The sequence below is a fragment of the Streptomyces sp. CC53 genome, assembly GCF_001865245.1.
Taxonomy (GTDB): Bacteria; Actinomycetota; Actinomycetes; order Streptomycetales; family Streptomycetaceae; genus Streptomyces.
In genome coordinates, this window is sequence record NZ_MKXB01000129.1 from 1 (window position 1) to 18,393 (window position 18,393).

General features: G+C 74.8%; 15 protein-coding genes and 1 pseudogene. 3 read left to right on the plus strand and 13 right to left on the minus strand.

The window, feature by feature from the left end; translation table 11 throughout:
* Both BJP40_RS12035 and BJP40_RS12040 read right to left on the minus strand, forming a co-directional pair.
* The coding region (locus tag BJP40_RS12035; protein WP_071280377.1) for a glyoxalase at positions 1-322 on the minus strand (322 nt) is incomplete at its 3' end.
* A complete protein-coding gene (locus BJP40_RS12040) occupies positions 319-1,161 on the minus strand; it encodes a trans-aconitate 2-methyltransferase (protein ID WP_071280366.1) in 843 nt (280 codons plus the stop codon). The genes BJP40_RS12035 and BJP40_RS12040, both read right to left, overlap by 4 nt.
* Positions 1,162-1,307: 146 nt before the next feature.
* Between BJP40_RS12040 and BJP40_RS12045 the strand changes: the two genes are divergently transcribed.
* On the plus strand, positions 1,308-1,805 hold the full coding sequence (locus BJP40_RS12045; RefSeq protein WP_071264693.1) for a MarR family winged helix-turn-helix transcriptional regulator: 498 nt from the start codon (positions 1,308-1,310) through the stop codon (positions 1,803-1,805).
* Here the strand turns inward: BJP40_RS12045 and BJP40_RS35470 are convergent.
* From BJP40_RS35470 to BJP40_RS12080, 8 genes and pseudogenes are all read right to left on the minus strand, one after another.
* Complete coding sequence (locus BJP40_RS35470) at positions 1,764-2,546, minus strand: response regulator transcription factor (RefSeq protein ID WP_071264691.1); 783 nt, start codon at positions 2,544-2,546, stop codon at positions 1,764-1,766. The two genes, BJP40_RS12045 and BJP40_RS35470, sit on opposite strands and share 42 nt — an antisense overlap.
* Before the next feature lie 612 nt (positions 2,547-3,158).
* A pseudogene (locus BJP40_RS36280) lies at positions 3,159-3,743 on the minus strand (galactokinase); the annotation flags it as partial.
* The gene (galE, locus tag BJP40_RS12055) at positions 3,676-4,644 is read right to left on the minus strand and encodes a UDP-glucose 4-epimerase GalE (RefSeq protein WP_071280367.1); all 969 of its coding nucleotides are present in this window, start codon (positions 4,642-4,644) and stop codon (positions 3,676-3,678) included. The gene galE and the pseudogene BJP40_RS36280, both read right to left, overlap by 68 nt.
* Positions 4,641-5,699, minus strand: a complete 1,059-nt coding sequence (galT, locus tag BJP40_RS12060) for a galactose-1-phosphate uridylyltransferase (protein ID WP_071280368.1) — start codon at positions 5,697-5,699, stop codon at positions 4,641-4,643. Before galT ends, galE begins: the two co-directional genes overlap by 4 nt.
* Before the next feature lie 327 nt (positions 5,700-6,026).
* Positions 6,027-6,719 (minus strand): LuxR C-terminal-related transcriptional regulator, encoded by a 693-nt coding sequence (locus BJP40_RS12065; protein WP_071272276.1) that lies wholly within the window; start codon positions 6,717-6,719, stop codon positions 6,027-6,029.
* A 218-nt stretch (positions 6,720-6,937) separates the two neighbouring features.
* Positions 6,938-8,872, minus strand: a complete 1,935-nt coding sequence (locus BJP40_RS12070) for a PQQ-binding-like beta-propeller repeat protein (RefSeq protein WP_071280369.1) — start codon at positions 8,870-8,872, stop codon at positions 6,938-6,940.
* A 48-nt stretch (positions 8,873-8,920) separates the two neighbouring features.
* Positions 8,921-10,852, minus strand: coding sequence for a PQQ-binding-like beta-propeller repeat protein (locus BJP40_RS12075; RefSeq protein ID WP_071280370.1), 1,932 nt, complete (start codon positions 10,850-10,852; stop codon positions 8,921-8,923).
* Between the two features lie 295 nt (positions 10,853-11,147).
* The gene (locus BJP40_RS12080; protein WP_071280371.1) at positions 11,148-12,986 is read right to left on the minus strand and encodes an ABC-F family ATP-binding cassette domain-containing protein; all 1,839 of its coding nucleotides are present in this window, start codon (positions 12,984-12,986) and stop codon (positions 11,148-11,150) included.
* Positions 12,987-13,100: 114 nt separating this feature from the next.
* Here BJP40_RS12080 and BJP40_RS34200 point away from each other — a divergent pair, with 114 nt between their 5' ends.
* Positions 13,101-13,817 (plus strand): lipoprotein, encoded by a 717-nt coding sequence (locus BJP40_RS34200; RefSeq protein ID WP_071280372.1) that lies wholly within the window; start codon positions 13,101-13,103, stop codon positions 13,815-13,817.
* A gap of 109 nt (positions 13,818-13,926) precedes the next feature.
* Positions 13,927-15,258 (plus strand): hypothetical protein, encoded by a 1,332-nt coding sequence (locus BJP40_RS36090; protein ID WP_071280373.1) that lies wholly within the window; start codon positions 13,927-13,929, stop codon positions 15,256-15,258.
* 218 nt (positions 15,259-15,476) lie between these two features.
* Here the strand turns inward: BJP40_RS36090 and BJP40_RS12095 are convergent, their stop codons facing one another.
* The 3 genes from BJP40_RS12095 to BJP40_RS12105 form a co-directional block, all read right to left on the minus strand.
* The gene (locus BJP40_RS12095; RefSeq protein WP_071280374.1) at positions 15,477-16,370 is read right to left on the minus strand and encodes a 4-(cytidine 5'-diphospho)-2-C-methyl-D-erythritol kinase; all 894 of its coding nucleotides are present in this window, start codon (positions 16,368-16,370) and stop codon (positions 15,477-15,479) included.
* Positions 16,367-17,227, minus strand: coding sequence for a 16S rRNA (adenine(1518)-N(6)/adenine(1519)-N(6))-dimethyltransferase RsmA (gene rsmA / locus BJP40_RS12100; RefSeq protein WP_071280375.1), 861 nt, complete (start codon positions 17,225-17,227; stop codon positions 16,367-16,369). Before rsmA ends, BJP40_RS12095 begins: the two co-directional genes overlap by 4 nt.
* The coding region (locus BJP40_RS12105) for a resuscitation-promoting factor (protein ID WP_071280376.1) at positions 17,224-18,393 on the minus strand (1,170 nt) is incomplete at its 5' end. The genes BJP40_RS12105 and rsmA, both read right to left, overlap by 4 nt.

The window sequence follows — 18,393 nt, forward strand, 5'->3', positions numbered from 1 at the left end:
CCGGATCCTCGGAGGAGAAGCGGCGGTGGCCGGGCAGGTGGTCGTCCCGGACGACGGGCGCGCCGTGTCCCCCGAGGCAGGCCGCGGAGGCGTCGATGCCGGTGCCCCGCAGGCCCGGGTGGGCCTTGCGGGCGGGCCGGAAGTCCGCCTCGATGCCGAGGTGGAGCCGCACCGCGCCACCCTGGAACCAGCTGCCCCCGCGGGCGGCGAGCGCGGGCGGCCTGGGGATCCCGGTCATGCCGAGGGCGCCCCCGTAGGAGCGGTGCAGCAGGTCCTCCGCCCCGGCGGGCGCGGCCGGCTGGACGCGGTCGACGGCGGTCAGCGTCCGTCCCCCTTCCGGGCGACGGCGAAGACCCGCCGGAACGGGAAGACCGTGCCGTGCGGGCCGGGCGGGTACGCCTTGCGGAGCAGGTCGCGGTACTGGGAGAGGAACTCGGCGACGGCTTCCCCGTCGTCGTCCAGCTCGGTGAGGACCGGCCGCAGTGCGGTGCCCTTCACCCAGTCGAGGACGGGGTCCTCGCCCTGGAGGAGCTGGCAGTAGACGGTCTCCCAGACGTCGGTGGCGCAGCCCAGGTCCGTGAGGCGGCCCAGGTAGTCGGCGGCGTCCAGGATGTGGACGAAGCGGCGGCCGTGGTCGCCGAGGCGGGAGCGCCACTGGGGCGTCTCGCACAGTTCGCCGAGCAGGGCGTGGCTGGGGGAGGTGAAGTTGGCGGGCACCTGGAAGGCGAGGGTGCCGCCGGGGGCGAGGCCGTCGAGCCAGGCGGCGAAGGACTCCGGGTGGTTGGGGACCCACTGGAGGGCCGCGTTGGAGATGATCAGGTCGTAGGGCTCGTCCGGGGTCCAGTGGGCGACGTCGGCGTGGCGGAAGTCCAGGTGGCCCCCGCCGGGGGTGGTTCCGGCGTACTGCTCCGCGGCTTGGTCCAGCATGTCGTGCGAGAGGTCGAAGCCGGTGATGCGGGCGTCGGGCCAGCGCTCGGCGAGCAGGGCCGTCACGTTTCCGGGGCCGCAGCCGAGGTCCGCGATGCGGGGGGCCCTGCCGTCCCGGGCGGCGGGCAGTTCCGGGACCCGGGCGAGCAGGTCCAGGAACGGGCGGGTGCGGTGCGTGGCGTGCCGAAGGTACTGCCGTGGGTCCCAGATGGGCGCGGAATGGGTGGTGTGCACGGTCTTCTCCCCCTTGCCGGAGCGTGATCTCTCAGGGACGTTGCTCTGCCCGCGCCCTCCTCAATCGTCCGATCCGATATTGCTTTACGTCAAGAGACTTGACATCAAGAGACTTCATGTCGACAGATCACGTACACTGATCAGTCATGGAGGACGAGGTCGACCGACTGGTCGCTGCATGGCGCCGCGAGCGCCCGGACCTCGACGTGGAGCCGCTTGAGGTGCTGAGCCGGGTCTCCAGGCTGGCGCGCCACCTGGACCGGGCCCGCCGGCTCGCCTTCGCCGAGCACCAGCTGGAGCCGTGGGAGTTCGACGTGCTGACGTCGCTGCGCCGCGCGGGCGCCCCCTACCAGCTCTCCCCCGGCCAGCTGCTCACGCAGACCCTGGTGACCTCCGGCACGATGACCAACCGCATCGACAGGCTCGCGAAGAAGGGCCTGGTCGAGCGGCTGCCCGACCCCACCGACCGGCGCGGCGTGCTCGTCCGCCTCACCGCCGAGGGACGCGACCGCGCCGACCAGGCCCTGGCCGGGCTGCTGGAGCAGGAGCGGGCCATCCTGGCCCGGCTGCCGCGCGCCCAGCGCGCCGACCTCGCCGCGCTGCTACGCCAGCTGACTGCCCCGTTCGACAACGTTCCCGGCTGACTCGGCCGGGCCGACGCCCGCCCGGCGGGCCAGGGCCACGGCGGCCAGCGTGGAGTGGACGCCCAGCTTCCCCAGGACGTTCTGCATATGGGTGCGGACGGTGTGCGGGGACAGGAAGAGCCGCTCGGCGACTGCCTTGCGACCGAGTCCCGCGACCATGCAGCGCAGCACCTCGCGCTCGCGCGGCGTGAGGGACTCCACCAGCCGCTCGCTCTCGGTGCGGTGCTTGCGCGCCGCCGTCATCTCCCGCAGCACGCCCGTCAGCAGCGCGGGCGCCAGGTGCGTCTCGTCGCGCAGCACACCCCGGATCACGCCCAGCAGCCGCTGGAGGGAGCAGTCTTTCGCGACCCAGCCGGACGCCCCCGCCTGGAGCGCGAGGGCGGCGCGCCGCGGGTCGTCCTTCTCGGCCAGCACCACGACCCGCGCGGCCGGGTGGGCCTGGCGGACGCCGGCCACCAGCGAGATGCCGTCGACGACGCCGTCCGCCGCCCTGTCCGGGACGACGCGGGCCACGGGCGGCGGCGCGCCGACGGCGGCCACGGCGCCCGAGCCCAGGTCGGCGTCCACGAGCAGCACGTCGAACCTGCGGCCCTCCGCGGCCGCACGGTCCAGGCAGCGCAGCGCGGCGGGACCGCTGCCGGCCGCGGAGACGTCCACGTCGGGCTCGGCCGCGAGGGCCGCGGCGAGCGACTCGGCGAAAATCCGGTGATCATCGACTACGAGAACCCGGATACGGACCACTGACACCCCCATGTGTCGAGGAGCGATCGGCAGCCGCGGGTACGGCGCCTGGAGTGGGGCGTGCACACGCGCGCACGGCCGCCGCCGTGCAGTGACCACAGCCCCACCCCGGGCGCCGTACCCGGCTGTCTCGCCCCCTGATCGGCACCGGCCCCCACCGGTACCGCTCATCAGCGTACGGCCGTACGGGCGCACAGGAAGGTGATTTGCAGAACTGACCGACCAGGGTGTTTCCCGTGGTTCGGCTGTGTCGTTCCGAGGCGGAAAACGACAACCCAAGATCCATAGCTGTCGCTCGGGGACCTGGCGCCCCGCAACCGGTCCGGCCGCACGCACGGCAGGCGCCCGTCCGGCAGGCGCCCGTCCGGGCGGCAGCCGTCGGAATGCTGCCGTCCGGGGGCGGCCGGGAGAGACGGCCGTCCGGAGGCCGTCCCGGGGCAGCCGTCGAGGGACTGCCCGCGGGAGGCGGCCGTCCGCCGGGAGCCCGTCGGAGGTGCCGGCGTCGACCGGGGGCGCCGCCGCAGCGGCGATGCCCGCCCGGTGCCGGGGCGTCAGAGGAGTCTGCGGGCCCCCGCGGTGCAGGACATGTCCCTCCGCGCAGCAGGCGGACGCCATCGGGTCCATGACGCCGCACGGCACACCGGCGAAGGCGTTCTCCGCGCGCTGCGCGACCACCGCCAGCCGCTGCGCGGACAGGCCGAGGCCGTGCAGGTCGTTCAGGGCGAGGGCGGTGACCACCTCCGGCGCGGCGCAGGACGACAGTCCGGCACCCGTGGGGACGGTCGACGACAGGTGGATGTCGGCTCCGTCCGCGACGGCCTCGTGGCCCGCCTCGCGCAGTGCCCACAGCACGCCCGCGGGGGAGGCGGCCCAGCCGGTGCCGCCGCCGGGGGCGAGGGTGGCCGCGTCGGCCGCTTCGGCGGAGTGGATCCGCAGGACGCCGTCGTCGCGCCGGGCGACCGCGGCGACCGCGGTGTGGGGCAGCGCCGGCGGCATCACGAAGCCGCCGTTGACGTCGGTGTACTCGCCGATGAGGTTGACCCGGCCGGGAGCCGCCCACACGCCGTCCGGCGCGCGGCCGTACAGCTCCTCGAACCGGGCGGCGACTCCTCCGCCGCGGCCGTGGCGGTCACGCCACGCCCTCCTCCTCCCGCCCCCGGGCGAAGGCCCAGGCGTCCGCCACGATCCCGGCGAGATCGGGCCGCGACGGCTTCCAGCCGAGCCGCTCGTGCGCCGTGGCCGCGGAGGCGACGAGGACGGCGGGGTCGCCGGGGCGGCGGGCGGCGGCGACCGCGGGGACCGGGTGCCCGGTGACCTCGCGGACCGTTTCGATGACCTCGCGCACCGAGAAGCCGTTGCCGTTGCCGAGGTTGCACACGAGGTGCTCGCCCGGCGTGACGGCGCCCATGGCCAGCAGGTGCGCCTCGGCCAGGTCGGCGACGTGGATGTAGTCGCGCACGCAGGTCCCGTCGGGGGTCGGGTAGTCCTCGCCGTACACCGACACGGCCTCGCGCCGGCCGAGGGCCACTTGGAGGACCAGCGGGATGAGGTGCGACTCGGGGTCGTGGCGTTCACCGAAACGGCCGTAGGCCCCGGCCACGTTGAAGTAGCGCAGGGACGCGGCGGCCAGGCCGTGGGCGGCGGCCTCGCCGCCGATCATGTGGTCGACGGCCAGCTTCGACGCGCCGTACGGGCTGGTCGGCGCGGTCGGGTCGGTCTCGGTGATCGGTGTGGAGACGGGCTCCCCGTACGTAGCGGCGGTGGAGGAGAAGACGAGGCGGCGCACACCGTGCTCGCGCATGGCGGCGAGCAGCGCCATCGTCCCGCCGACGTTGTTGTCCCAGTACTTCTCCGGCTTCACCACGGACTCGCCGACCTGCGAGAACGCGGCGAAGTGGAGGACCCCGTCGAACGACGGGTCCAGGTGGAGGGCCGCGTCCTGGACGCGGCCCTCCACGAAGGCCGCGCCGTCGGGGACGCCGGCCCGGAAGCCGGTGGACAGGTCGTCCAGGACGGCGACCTCGTGACCGGCCTCCAGCAGATGGGCGGCGACCACACTGCCGACATAGCCCGCCCCGCCGGTTACCAGGTACTTCATGCGCTTGCTACCTCTCGCAGTCGCCGGGCCGCGGCTTCCGGTGGCACGTCGTTGACGAACACGCTCATGCCGGACTCGGAACCCGCGAGGAACTTCAGCTTGCCGGAAGTCCGTCGAATGGTGAAAAGCTCCAGATGAAGAGCGAACGCGTGGCGCCGCGGGTCGCCGAACGGCGCCTGGTGCCACGCGGCGACGTACGGGGTCGGCGGCTCGTCCGCGGCCGGCCGCCCCCCGCCGTCGAAGATCCGGTCGAAGCGCCTCAAGAGTTCCAGGTAGACCTGTGGGAACTCTGTGCGGGCCGCGTCGTCCAGGGTCCTCAGGTCGGGCACGCGGCGGCTCGGGTACAGGTGCACCTCGTAGGGCCAGTGCGCGGCGTACGGCACGAAGGCCGTCCAGTGGTCGGCGGCGAGGACGATCCGCTCGCCCGCCCACTCGCGCGCGACCAGGTCGTCGAACAGGTTCCCGCCGGTGCGCTCACGGTACGCCTCCGCCCGGCGCAGCATCAGCGCGGTGCGGGGGGTGGTGAAGGGGTAGCCGTAGATCTGGCCGTGCGGGTGGGTGAGGGTGACGCCGGTCTCGGCGCCCCGGTTCTCGAAGCAGAAGACCTGCTCGACGGCGGGGTGGGCGGCGAGCTGCGCGGTCCGGTCGGTCCACACGTCCAGGACGAGGGCGGCCTGCGCCGGGGTGAGGTCGGCGAAGGAGGCGTCGTGCTCGGGGGTGAAGCAGACGACCTCGCAGCGGCCGGACTCCCCGGAGAGGGAGGGGAAGCGGTTCTCGAAGACCACCACCTCGTAGTCGTCCGCGGGGATCTCGCCGTGCCGGTCCCCGCGCGACGGGCACAGCGGGCACGCGTCGGCGGGCGGCTGGTGGGTGCGGCTGTTGCGGTGGGGGGCGATGACGACGGAGTCGCCGAGCAGGGCGTCGTACCGGATGTCGGAACCGGTGGGGACCGGGTCGAGCGGGCGGGGGTCGACGGCGTCGCGCACGACGTCGTCGCGGGAGTCGTAGTACACGAGCTCGCGGCCGTCGGCGAGCCGGACGGGGGTCTTCTTCACTCGGGCTCCTCGCGCCACAACCGACCCAAACAACCCATCCACCAAACAGAATCAGACGCAATGAACCACAAACGAACAGGGGCGTCAACGCACGGCGCCGGCGCGGAAGGGACGCGCGGCGCCGGCAGGCGCGAGGGGGGAGCGGGTCGCCGGCGGGCTCGGGGCCGCACCGCGGGGAATCGGGTGGGAGCAGCCGCGCGGCCGTGCAGCGGCCCGGGGACGCGGTCGGCCCTCGGGCACCCGCGCCGGGGACGCCGCGAGGCGCTCCCGCGGGGCGGACGGGGCACGGCGACGGGGCGGGCGCGGGGAACAGCCGGGCCCGGGGGGTCAGAGCTGGTGGGGGATGCGGGCGACGCCTGCCGACGCGCGGTCCAGCAGCCCCGTCCGGGCGGCCAGCGCGGCCGCCTCCAGCCGGGAGCCGACGCCCAGCTTCATCAGGACCCGCTGCACGTGGGTGCGGGCCGTGCTGGGGGCGATGCCCATGCCGGCGGCGATCAGCCGCGTGTCCTCGCCCTCCGCGACCCGGACGAGGACCTCCACCTCGCGCGGCGTCAGCATCTGGAGCAGTCGCTGGCCCTCGTCGTCGGGCTGGGCGGCGGGGTTCAGCAGCTCCGTGAAGGCGCCCTGCAGCAGTTGCGGCGCCACCGCGGCCTCGCCCGCGCGGGCCTTCGTCATGGCACGCTCGACGCCCTCGATGCGCTCGTCGTGCCGGACGTATCCGGAGGCGCCCGCCGCGAAGGCGGCGGCGATGCCGCGCGGGCTGGGCACGGGCCCGAGGACCACGACGGCGACCTGCGGGCGGTCCCGTTTGATCCGTACGACGGGGTCGAAGGCGCCCGGTTCGGCGGGCGTCGCGGTGCCGAGCAGGCACACCTCGGGGGCGCGGCTGACGACCAGTTCCGCGGCCCCCGCGGCCGGTGCGGCCGCGGCGAGCACCCGGTGGCCGCGCAGTTTCAGGGCCGAGGCGAGTGCCTCCGCGAGCAGGCGGTGGTCGTCGACGACCATCAGCCGCACGCCCATGAGAAAACCCCTCCCCCTGGAAAGGCTCCCCGTCCCCTCCATGCCCCGGCAAGCTACACGCTTGTTCGACGTTCTGCGCCCTTTACCGGCGAGAAGCCCCCCACAGTGTCGAAATCTTCGCCAATCAGGGCTACTTGAAGGGACTCAAGCTGACGCACGACGGCGACGGCAACGGCCCGGCGCATCGCGGGGACGCGCCGGGCCGCCGGGGGCAGTCGCTACTTCTTCGTGGTGAACATGAGCGCGGTGTAGCGGACTTCGCCGTTGGTGGCGAAGTCGGAGATGAACGTGTCGGACAGGTAGAGCCGCCCGTCCTGGTAGATCATCGGCGCGCGACCGGTGAGGGACCGCTCGGCGTTGCTGATGTTGCGGTCCTGCGGGGTCTCCAGCAGCACGGTCTCCTTGAAGGAACCGCCGTCGAGGCTGATGATCTGCCCGCCCTTCTGGTAGGCCGGTTCGCGGTAGGCGATGAGGTTGCTGCCGTCCATGCGCACGGGGTGGATCGACTGGTTCTGGCCGCCCTCGGCCTTGTCGCTGGTCGGCTTGCCGGTGGCGAGGTCGAACGACACGATCTCGTTGACCCGGCTGTACTCCTCGCCGCTGCCCTGGTGGTCCTCGGTCGCCAGGTAGAGGCGGCCGTTGCCGACCACGATCTTCTCGCAGCCCTCCACCTCGCGGCAGCGGCCGTCGAAGCGGTCCGCGTCCGCCGCGATCTTCGCCTTCAGCTTGCCGGTCTTCTCGTCGATGACGAAGTAGTCCGAGATGCCGGAGCCGTCGCCGGCGCTGTCGCCGATGTCGGAGGCGACGACGAGCGGCTTGCTGGAGACCACGGCCGCCCGGTCGGCGCCGGCCGGCAGCGTGTACGTGGCGGTCGGGGCGCCGTCGGCCGGGTTGAGGACCTGGACGAGGTAGACCGGGCTCTCGTAGTCCCCGCACTGGCGGACCGCGACGAGCGCCTCGCCGCCGCCGTAGCCCTGGTCGCGGCAGCGCTCGGTGTTGTCCTGGTGCCGCCAGCGCTCCGTGCCGGAGGCCAGGTCCCAGGCCGCGCCGCCGTGGACGCCGCCCGCGGCGACCGCGTCGCCTCCGACGGTCACCTCGTCGAAGGTCATCTTGCGGTCGCCCGACGTGCCGCCCTCGACCGACTTGGTCCACAGGAGCTTCCCGGCGTCCAGGTCGATCACGCCGACCTCGGTGCAGCCCGGGTACTTCCGCTCCTTGGTGGGCTTGGCGTCCTGGAACAGGATCGCGGTCTTGCCGTCCTTGACGTGCCGCGCAGACCAGCACAGCTCGCCGGGCAGCGGCAGCGTCCACCGCTTGGTGCCCTTGTCGGGGTCGTACCCGATGATGCCGTCGATGTGCGGCTTCACATAGGTCTTCTCGGTGAGCCAGTGGCCCTGGATCGTCACCGACTCCTTGACCTGGGGCGCCGGGACCTGGAAACCGACCCGGGCCTTGACGTCGGCGGGCGGCTTCTCCTTGCCGCCGCCGAGGGCGCCCTTCTCCTCGCCCTTGCCGCCGCCGGCCTCGGCGGAGCCGCCCTGGGCGGCGGGCTTGGCGTCGTCGCCCTTGGTGGACGAGTACCAGAAGCCGGCGCCGACGATCAGGGCGCAGGCGACGGCGGCCGAGAGGACGATCTTCGCGTTGAGGGACAGTTTCCGGCCGAGCCCGCCGCCCGGCGCGGGGGGCTGGGGCGCTGCCTGGTGCAGGGGCGCCGTCGGGTAGCCGTAGGCGGGCGGCTGACCGGGCGCCTGGCCCGGCGCCTGCGGGAAGCCGTAGCCGGGCCCCGCGGCGACCGTCGGCGGCTGCGGGGCGGGCGGCTGACCGGGCGCCTCGCCCGGCGCCTGCGAGAAGCCGTAGCCGGACCCCGCGGCCACCGTCGGCGGCTGCGGGGCGGGCGGCTGACCGGGCGCCTGCGGGTAGCCGTAGGACGACCCGCCCTCGGGCTGCGGGGCCGGTGCGCCGAACCCGCCGGCCGGGGGCTGCTGCGGTGCGCCGAAGCCTGCGCCCTGCGGCGGGCCGGCGGGTGCGGGCGCCGGCGGCTGGCCGGCCGGAGGTGTCGGCGGCTTGGCCAACGGGTCCGCGGGGGGCTGGTCCGGCGGGGTCGCCGAGGGCGGGTTCGGGGGCTGGTTCGGGGGAGGGGGCGGCTGGGTCATGGTGTGGTGTGTCCGTACCTCGGGAAGGGTTCTGGGCGGCGGCAGGGGCTACTTGGCGAAGGCCATCATGGTCTTGGTCTCCAGCTCGGCCTTGTCGTTCTGGGCGCTGACCCGGCCGCTGGCGAGGAAGAACCGGCCACCGGCGTAGGCGTACCGCGTGCTCCAGAAGTCCCGTTCGACGCGGGCCACCGACGACGGGTGCTGGAGCAGCACCTTCGGCTTGCCGCCGGTCGCGGAGACGGTGGCGACGGCGCCGCCGCTGTCGTAGGTGGGCTTGATGTAGACGACGACCTCGGCGCCCTCCTTGCGGATCGGCACCAGTGTCCTCTCGGAGCCGGCACTGGTCCGCCACTTGGGCTTGCCCGTGTTCAGGTCGAAGGCGACCAGTTCGTTCGTGCCGCGCAGTCCGCTCGTCGGCTCGGTCGCCATGTAGAAGGTGTCGGCGTCGGCGACCACGCCGGCGCAGTCCTGGAGGTTCTCGCCGAAGACGATGAGTCCGCCGCTGCACTCGGCGCGGAAGCCCTCGTCGCGGCCGCTGGAGAGCTGCGAGCGCTGGGTGCCGTCGTCCTTGAGGGCCAGGACGGCGCGCTGCTTCTTCTCGTTGTTCACGACGTTCACGACGAGCGGGCTGACGGAGTAGACCTTGTCGACCGACCAGCCGCGCTTGAGCCGGTACTTCCACTTCGGCTTCCCGGTGGCGGGGTCGACGTCCCACACCTCGTGCTGCGGGTTGGCGTAGTCGTCGACGGGGCAGCTCGCCGCCCCGATGAGACGGGCGCCCGCCCCGGCGAAGGCGAAGGGCTTGCAGGTCTCGTCGGGCCGGCCGTACAGCTGCTTGCCGTCGGTCAGGGAGAAGCCGTACGAGTTGCCGGTGCCGGCGGCCGTGACGGTGTTGCCGGCGATCGCCAGCGACGCCTCGGACAGCTTGCTGAACGGCCCGCCGTCCTGCGGGATCTCCTTCTTCCAGCCCGCCTTGCCGGACTTGAGGTCGATCTGCTGCATGACGCGGCAGTTGGCGCGGTCGCCCGTGCCGTCCTTGACGCTGATGACGATGATGCCGTCCGCGTTCGGGGCGGGCGCCGACTGGCAGATGTCGGTCTGGAAGGGGAGGCTCCACTTTTTCTTGCCGTCGGCGACGGAGAAGCCCTCGATCTTGCGGTACAGGGCCTTGACGATGGTGTCGCCGACGACCCACGGGCCGAACACGTCGGCGCCGTTGCGCGGGAGGTCCTGGTCGTTCTTGACGAGCCACTCGACCTTGGCCTCGCCGGGCTGCCGGCCGGCGTTGAGGTCGTCGTCCTGGGCGCGGCCACCGCCGCTGCCGTCGCCCTTGTCGACCTCGGCGGACGCGGCGCCGCTCGGTTCCTGCGCGGTGGCGGGGGCGGACGGCTTGGCGACCGGCGCCTCGGGGTCGTCGTCGCCGCTGACGGCCCACCAGGTGACGCCGCCGACGGCGAGCAGTCCGGCGGTGGCCGCCGCGATGACGATGCCGGGCCGCCCCTTGAAGAAGCCGCCGCCTCCGGAGCCGGGGGCACCGGCCGGGACGGGAGCGCCCGGGTACGGGGGCTGGGGCGGGTAGCCGCCGTAGGGGCCGGGCTGCTGGCCGTACGGGCCGGGCTGCGGCGCCGTGCCGGGCTGCCCGTACGGGTTCGGCTGCTGGCCGTATGCGCCGGGGGGCTGGGCGTAAGGATTCGGCTGGCCCGGCGCGGGCTGGCCGTAGGGGCCGGGCTGGCCAGGGGCCTGCGGGTATCCGTAGCCGGGCACGGGCGGCTGGCCGGGGGCGGGCGGCTGGCCGGGGGCCTGCGGGTATCCGTAGCCGGGAGCGGGCGGCTGGGCCGGGGGTGCACTCGGCGGCGGGGCGGCCGGGGGCGTACCCGGGGGCGCGCTCGGCGGTGCGCTCGGCGGCTGAGGTGCCCCCTGGGGGTCCTGCGGAGACCCGGAGCCTCCCTGCGGCGGTTGCTGGCTGGGCGGCTGAGTCATCAGCGCTTCCCCCTTCGGTGCGGTCCGCTGAACCGACCGGCCTCCCCCGCTATCCCGACGCGAGGCTCGTCGCCGGGATGGAGCGAATCGGACAGGGATGTCGCACTGTTACGTAAGTCGAGCGGGGCTTCTTTCTACCACCCGCCCCTCCGCGCCCCAGGGGGCGGACCACCCCTGTTCCCAAGGGAGGACCGGCCCGTGACGCCCCCGTTATCGGCTCTCCACGCCTCCTCCACCAGTGGGGCGCCACTCCCCGCCGGGCGGCGGGGAGGCGCCGCCCGGTGCGGGCAGCCCGCTACGCGTCCTCGGCGAGTTCCAGCCAGCGCAGCTCCAACTCCTCGCGCTCCGACCCGAGTTCCCGCAGGCGCGCGTCGAGTTCCGCGACCTTCGCGAAGTCGGTGGGGTCGTCGGCGATGTCGGCGTGCAGCTTGGTCTCCTGCTCGGAGAGCTTGTCGAGCTTCCGCTCGATCCGCTGGAGCTCCTTCTTCGCGGCGCGCGCCTCGGCGGCGGAGACCACCCGCGCCGCCTTCTCCGCCTTGGCGGCGGGCGCCGCGCCCCCCGAGGCCGCCGCGCCCGCGGGACCGCCGGTGGCCGACTGGAGCATGCGCTCGCGGCGCTCCAGGTACTCGTCGATGCCGCGGGGCAGCATCCGCAGGGCGCCGTCGCCGAGCAGCGCGTACGTGCGGTCGGTGGTGCGCTCGACGAAGAAGCGGTCGTGGGAGATGACGACGAGGGAGCCGGGCCAGCCGTCGAGGAGGTCCTCCAGCTGGGTCAGGGTCTCGATGTCGAGGTCGTTGGTGGGCTCGTCGAGGAAGAGGACGTTCGGCTCGGCCATCAGCAGCCGCAGCAGCTGGAGCCGCCGGCGCTCACCGCCGGACAGGTCGCCGACGGGCGTCCACTGCTTCTCCTTCGTGAAGCCGAACTGCTCGCAGAGCTGTCCGGCCGTCATCTCGCGGCCCTTGCCGAGGTCGACGCGGTCGCGGATCTGCTGCACGGCCTCCAGGACCCGCAGGGTGGGCGGCAGTTCGGCGACGTCCTGGGAGAGGTAGGCCAGGCGGACGGTCTTGCCGACGACGATGCGGCCGGCCGCGGGCTGCTTCTCGCCCTCACTGGCGGCGGCCTCGGCGAGGGCCCGCAGGAGGGAGGTCTTCCCGGCGCCGTTGACGCCGACGAGGCCGATGCGGTCGCCGGGGCCGAGCTGCCACGTCACGTGCTGGAGGAGCGTCTTGGGTCCGGCGGTGACGGTCACGTCCTCCAGGTCCAGCACGGTCTTGCCGAGCCGGACGGACGCGAAGCGCATCAGCTCGCTGGTGTCGCGGGGCGGCGGGACGTCGGCGATGAGGGCGTTGGCGGCCTCGATGCGGTAGCGGGGCTTGGAGGTGCGGGCCGGGGCGCCGCGGCGCAGCCAGGCGAGCTCCTTGCGGACGAGGTTCTGCCGCTTGGCCTCCTCGGTCGCGGCGATCCGCTGGCGCTCGGCGCGGGCGAAGACGTAGTCGGAGTAGCCGCCCTCGTACTCGTGGACGGAGCCGCGCTGGACGTCCCACATGCGGGTGCAGACCTGGTCGAGGAACCAGCGGTCGTGGGTGACGCACACGAGGGCGGAGCGGCGCTCCCGCAGGTGGCGGGCGAGCCAGGCGATGCCCTCGACGTCGAGGTGGTTGGTGGGCTCGTCCAGGACGATGAGGTCCTGCTCGGCGATGAGCAGCTGGGCGAGGGCGATGCGGCGGCGTTCGCCGCCGGACAGCGGGCCGATGACGGTGTCGAGGCCCTGCGGGAAGCCGGGCAGGTCGAGGCCGCCGAAGAGGCCGGTGAGGACGTCGCGGATCTTGGCGTTGCCGGCCCACTCGTGGTCGGCGAGGTCGCCGATGACCTCGTGGCGGACGGTCGCCTCCGGGTCGAGGGAGTCGTGCTGGGTGAGCACGCCGAGGCGGAGGTCGCCGCTGTGGGTGACGCGTCCGCCGTCGGCCTCCTCCAGCTTGGCCAGGACGCGGATGAGGGTGGTCTTGCCGTCGCCGTTGCGGCCGACGACGCCGATCCGGTCGCCCTCGGAGACGCCGAGGGACACCCCGTCGAGGAGGGCACGGGTGCCGTACACCTTGCTGACGGCCTCGACATTGACCAGATTGGCGGCCATTTCACTCCTGATGTGGGGCGACGCTGCGGATCGACCTTCCAGGGTAGTGGGCGCCCGGAGGAGCTCTCGGGCGGTGCGATAGCGTGCGGCGATCGTTCGGCGGGAGGGGTTGGCGTGGTGGTGCGGGGGGCGGCTGCGGCCGGGGCGTTGGTGGTGGGGCTGCTGCTGGCGGGCTGCGCGGCGGCGCCGGAACCGGCGCCCGGCAAGGCGTCGGCGTCGGCGGCCGGCGAGGCGTCCGGAAACGGCCGGACGGCCGGGCCGGGCGCGGACGCCGGGCAGGGGCGAGACGGCGGGGAGCGACCCGGGGCCGTCGCCGCGGGCGGGGTGGTGGGCGCCCCGGGGTCGGCGTGCCCGCTGCCGGTGACGTTCGGCCTGGCGGCCGGCTGGAAGCCGAAGGCGGTCGCGCCCCCCGAGGGCGAGCAGGAGAAGGAGCTCTTCGAAGCGCTGGCCGTGCAGGGCCCGGTCACCACCGCGTGCGAGATCGACGCGAAGCCCGCCGGGCACATCGGCTTCCTGCGGGTCTACGTGAACGACGACGCGTCGGCCACCGCCCGCGCGACGCTGGAGGCGTTCGTCGCGGCCGAGACCGCGCCGTCGGGGGCGGTCTACCGGGAGGTGCGGGCCGGCGCGCTGACGGCCACGGAAGTGACGTACGTCACGACCGTCGAGCTCCTGGACCAGCAGAAGAAGTCGCGGGCGCTGGCCGTCGCCACGCCGCGGGGCGCGGTGGTCCTGTCACTGGGCGGCATGGACGACGCGGAGCACGAGGCGATGCTGCCCGCGTTCGAACTGGCCCGGTCGACGCTGGCGCCCGCCCCCGCCGAGGGGTGACGGAAATCGGGCCCGCGGAGAACCGGAAGGCTTCGTACCGCGTGTCCGTGTCCGTACGAACGGCCGTACGGCCACTGCACGACCCGTATCCGAAAGGCGAGGAACGGACATGAGCAAGGACAGCACGCCGGACCCGGAGCAGGCCCCGTCGACGCGACGCCGCGGGGCCCGTCTGGCGGCTCTGGCGACGGCGGCGGTCGTCATCGCGGCCGGCGGGACCTTCTGGATGTCCGGCGGGTACGACGCGTGGCGCAACGACCAGGCCCTCGACAGCGCCTGCGACGGCGACCTGGCGGCGCAGGAGGTGCGGGGGCTGCTGCCGGGCGTGGAGCTCACGGCGTCGAGCGAGCTGCGGCAGGACGGCTGGGAGTGCTCCGTCACCGCCGCCGATCCGGCGCGGGACGGCGACGCGTCGGTGACGGTGGGGATACGCAACGTCGACGAGCCGTTCGCGGCCGGGGAGTCCGTGGACCCGGGCGCGGCGGCGGTGCCGCTGGGCGGCGGGTGGACGGGCTCCTTCACGTACGGGACCGCGACCGGCGGCAGCGACGAGGTGGACGCCCGGGAGACGGACCGGGCGCGGGTGGTGCTGCTCGTGGACTGCGGTTCCGAGCCGGGTGACGGGCTGCTGGCGTGGGCCGACGGGCGGACGAAGCAGGGCGCGGACTTCCGGTCGCAGGACGCCCGGGTGGCGCTGACGCGGGTGCTGACGGAGACGACCCTGTCCCACGCCCGCCGCACGGGATGTGAACCGGAGCGCGCGCCGGAGCCGCTGGAGCGGGTGGCCGCGCCGGCGGCCGGCGAGGGCCGGGAGCCGCAGCCGCTGGACCGGGCGTCGGGGACGTGCGCCGGTGTGCTGGCGGCGGACACGGCGCGGCGGTGGGGTGTCGGCACGGCCGTGGAGACGGCGGCGGAGCCGGCGGCGGTCGAGCGCTGCGTGCTGGGCAGCCGGCTGGGCGCGGCCCTGTACACGCTGACGGCGTCGTACGGGCCGTACGGCGAGGCGGCGCTGGCGGGACCTGCGGGCGACGTGCGGTCGGCGAAGGGCGCCGCCGAGTCGGCGTCCGGCCGCTACCGCATGACGGCGCGCTGCCCCGGGGCGGGCGGTACGGCGGTGTACGACGTCGCACCGGACGACGGGCTGGGCCCTGGACCACCCGTCGCTGCGCTCCGCCTTGCAGGCGTTCGCCTCCCGCTCCGCCGAGCGGCACGGCTGCGAGCCCCCGGCCTGACGGCTCCCGCGGCCGGGGCGGTGCCCGGGTCGCGGGACGATGCACGGTGGCTGCGGGGCCCGGGCCGGTCCGTTCGCCGCCGGTGGCGGTCCGCCGGCCGGCCCGGGACGGCGGAGAGGACCGGGGAGCGTGGAGCCCTGCCGCGGCGTCGCCGCCGGGGCCGCTCGGGTCCGGCGGCGATCCCGAGGGCTGCGGGCTGCGGGCCGTGAGCTGGGGGTGTGGGCTGGGGGCTGGGGGAGGCACGGTGGGCTGCCGGGGATCGCGGGGCGGCCTCGCGCAGGCCCGTCGTACCGGTCACTTCCCGGGCCCACGAGTGGGCCGGGGAGCGTGGACCGCCTGCCCGGAGCACCGGATGTGGCGGCCTGCTTGACGGCCCGGGAAGGGAGGCTGCCCGCCCCGAGTCCCGGACCTGGCGTGGCGGCCCGGGTCAGTGTGCGGTGAGGGTGGCGCCCGGGGCCGGGGAGGTCGCCGTGCGGGCCGCGCGGCAGGTGCCGGAAGCGCGCAGGGCCGCGGCGATCCGGTCGGCGGCCGCCGCGTCCTCGGCCAGGAACGCGGTCGTCGGGCCGGAGCCGGAGACGAGGCCCGCCAGCGCCCCGGCCCGCGTGCCGGCCGCGAGGGTGTCGGCGAGGGACGGGCGCAGGGACAGCGCCGCGGGCTGGAGGTCGTTCGACAGGGCGCCCGCCAGGGCTGCGGCGTCGCCGGTGCGGAGGGCGTCCAGGAGCTGCCGGGAAGCCGCCGGGGCCTGCGCGTCCGGGGTGAGACGGTCGAACTCCTTGTACACCGCGGGCGTGGACAGCCCGCCGTCCGCGACCGCGAAGACCCAGTGGAAGGTGCCGCCCACCGGGAGCGGGGTGAGCCGCTCGCCGCGGCCGGTGCCCAGGGCCGCGCCGCCGACCAGGGAGAACGGCACGTCGCTGCCGAGTTCGGCGCAGATGTCCAGGAGGTCGTCGCGGCTGCTGCCCGTGCCCCACAGGGCGTCGCAGGCGAGCAGCGCGCCCGCGCCGTCCGCGCTGCCTCCCGCCATCCCGCCGGCGACCGGGATGTCCTTCGCGATGTGGAGGTGGACGTCCGGGGCGATGCCGTGGCGGGCGGCGAGGAGTTCCGCCGCGCGGGCCGCCAGGTTGGTGCGGTCCAGCGGGACCTGGTCCGCGTCGGGACCGGTGCAGGTGATGCGCAGGGTGTCCGCGGGTGTCGCGGTGACCTCGTCGTACAGGCTGACCGCCAGGAAGACGTTCGCGAGGTCGTGGAAGCCGTCGGGACGGGCCGGGCCGACGGCGAGCTGGACGTTGACCTTGGCCGGGACTCGTACGGTGATGCTCACGCTGCTCGTGCCTCCGCGATACGGGCGAACTCTTCGACGGTCAGGGCCTCGCCCCGGGCCTGCGGGGACACCCTGGCCGCGACGAGGGCGGCCTCGGCTGCCGCCGGGGAGCCCGCCCAGCCGGCCAGCGCGGCGCGCAGCGTCTTGCGGCGCTGGGCGAAGGCGGCGTCGACGACGGCGAAGACCTCCGCCTTGGTCGCCGTGGTCCGGGGCGGTTCCCGGCGGACCAGGGACACCAGGCCGGAGTCCACGTTGGGCGCGGGCCAGAAGACGTTGCGGCCGATCGACCCGGCGCGCTTGACCTCCGCGTACCAGTTGGCCTTCACGGAGGGCACCCCGTACACCTTCGAGCCGGGTGCGGCGGCGAGCCGGTCGGCGACCTCCGCCTGGACCATGACGAGGGTCCGCTCGATGGTCGGGAAGCGGTCGAGCATGTGGAGCAGGACGGGCACCGCCACGTTGTAGGGCAGGTTCGCGACGAGGGCGGTGGGGGGCGGGCCGGGGAGGTCCCGGACGTGCAGGGCGTCGGAGTGGACCAGCGAGAAGCGGTCCTTGCGGGCCGGCATGCGGGCCGCGATGGTGGCCGGAAGGGCCTCGGCCAGGACGTCGTCGATCTCCACCGCCGTGACCCGGTCCGCCGCCTCCAGCAGCGCCAGGGTGAGCGAGCCGAGGCCCGGCCCCACCTCGACCACCACGTCGTCGGGGCGCACCTCGGCGGTGCGGACGATGCGCCGCACGGTGTTGGCGTCGATGACGAAGTTCTGGCCGCGCTGCTTGGTGGGGCGCACCCCGAGGGCGGTGGCCAGTTCGCGGATGTCGGCGGGGCCGAGGAGGGCGTCGGGTTCGGTGGTGCTCACCGATACAGCCTACGGCCGCAGTGCGGCCACGGGCTCGCCCCCCGCTGCACGTAGAGCTTCTTCGCCCGGTATGTCTGCTCGGCGGCGGGGGCGTCCTGGGCGCGGCCGGTGCCGCCGAGGGCCTGCCAGGTGCCGGGGTCGAACTGGTACAGGCCGCCGTACGTGCCGGACGGGTCGACGGCGTCGGGGCGGCCGCCGGACTCGCACTGGGCGAGGGCGGCCCAGTCGAGGCCGTCCGCTCCGGCGACGGAGGTCGGCATGGGCTTGGTGCCGACCTTGACGACCTGGGTGACCGGTTCGCGGACGGTCTCCTCGTGGATCCTGCGGGGTTTCTGCCGGACGCCGTTGACCGTGCGGAGCTGGTAGGTGATGCGGCGCAGGCCCTGGCGGCCGGGCTGCGCGACGACCTCGGTGCCCTTGAAGAGGGTGGGGTCGTCGACGCGGCGGGTGCGGTAGGGGACGGCCTCGTCGCGGATCTCGTGGCCGTCGGTGATGCGCAGGACGGTGACGGTCTGGCCGTCGCGGGGGAAGTCGGTGAGCGGGACGGACGTGGTGTCGTCGCCGTCGAGGGCGATGCCTGCCTGGTCGAGGGCCTCGGCGACGGTCGCCGCGTTGGTGCGGACGGTGCGTTCGCGGCCGTCGGCCAGGAAGGTGACGGCGCGTTCGGTGCGGACGTGCAGGGCGAGGCCGTCGCGGCCGATGGGTGAGGAGCGGGAGGCGGAGAGGTGGGCGCCCTCGGCGCGGACGCCGAGTTCCCGCAGGGCCTCGTCGACGGTGCGGGCGGTGGTCCACAGGCGGTGGCTGCGGCCGTCCAGGGTGAGGTCGACGGGGCGGCCCCAGCGGACGACGATCTCGTCGCCGTGGGCGAGGGCGGTGGCGGGGTCGGGGGCGACGAGGTCGTGGGCGCCGACGGCGAGACCCTCGTCGGCGAGGAGCTCGGCCACGTCGTCGGCGAAGGTGTGCAGGGTGCGGGGCGTGCCGTCGACGCTGAGCCGGACGGCCTTGTCGTCGGCGAGGAAGGCGCTGGTGCCGCCGGCGAGGACGGCGACGACGAGGGCCTGCGGGACGAGCCGGCGCAAGGCCCCGTCGGCGGTGCGCGGCCCCGTCGCGGCGGCCGCGGCCCGGCGCCTGGACGCCCGGCCGCCCGGGGCGGGCCCGCCGGGCGG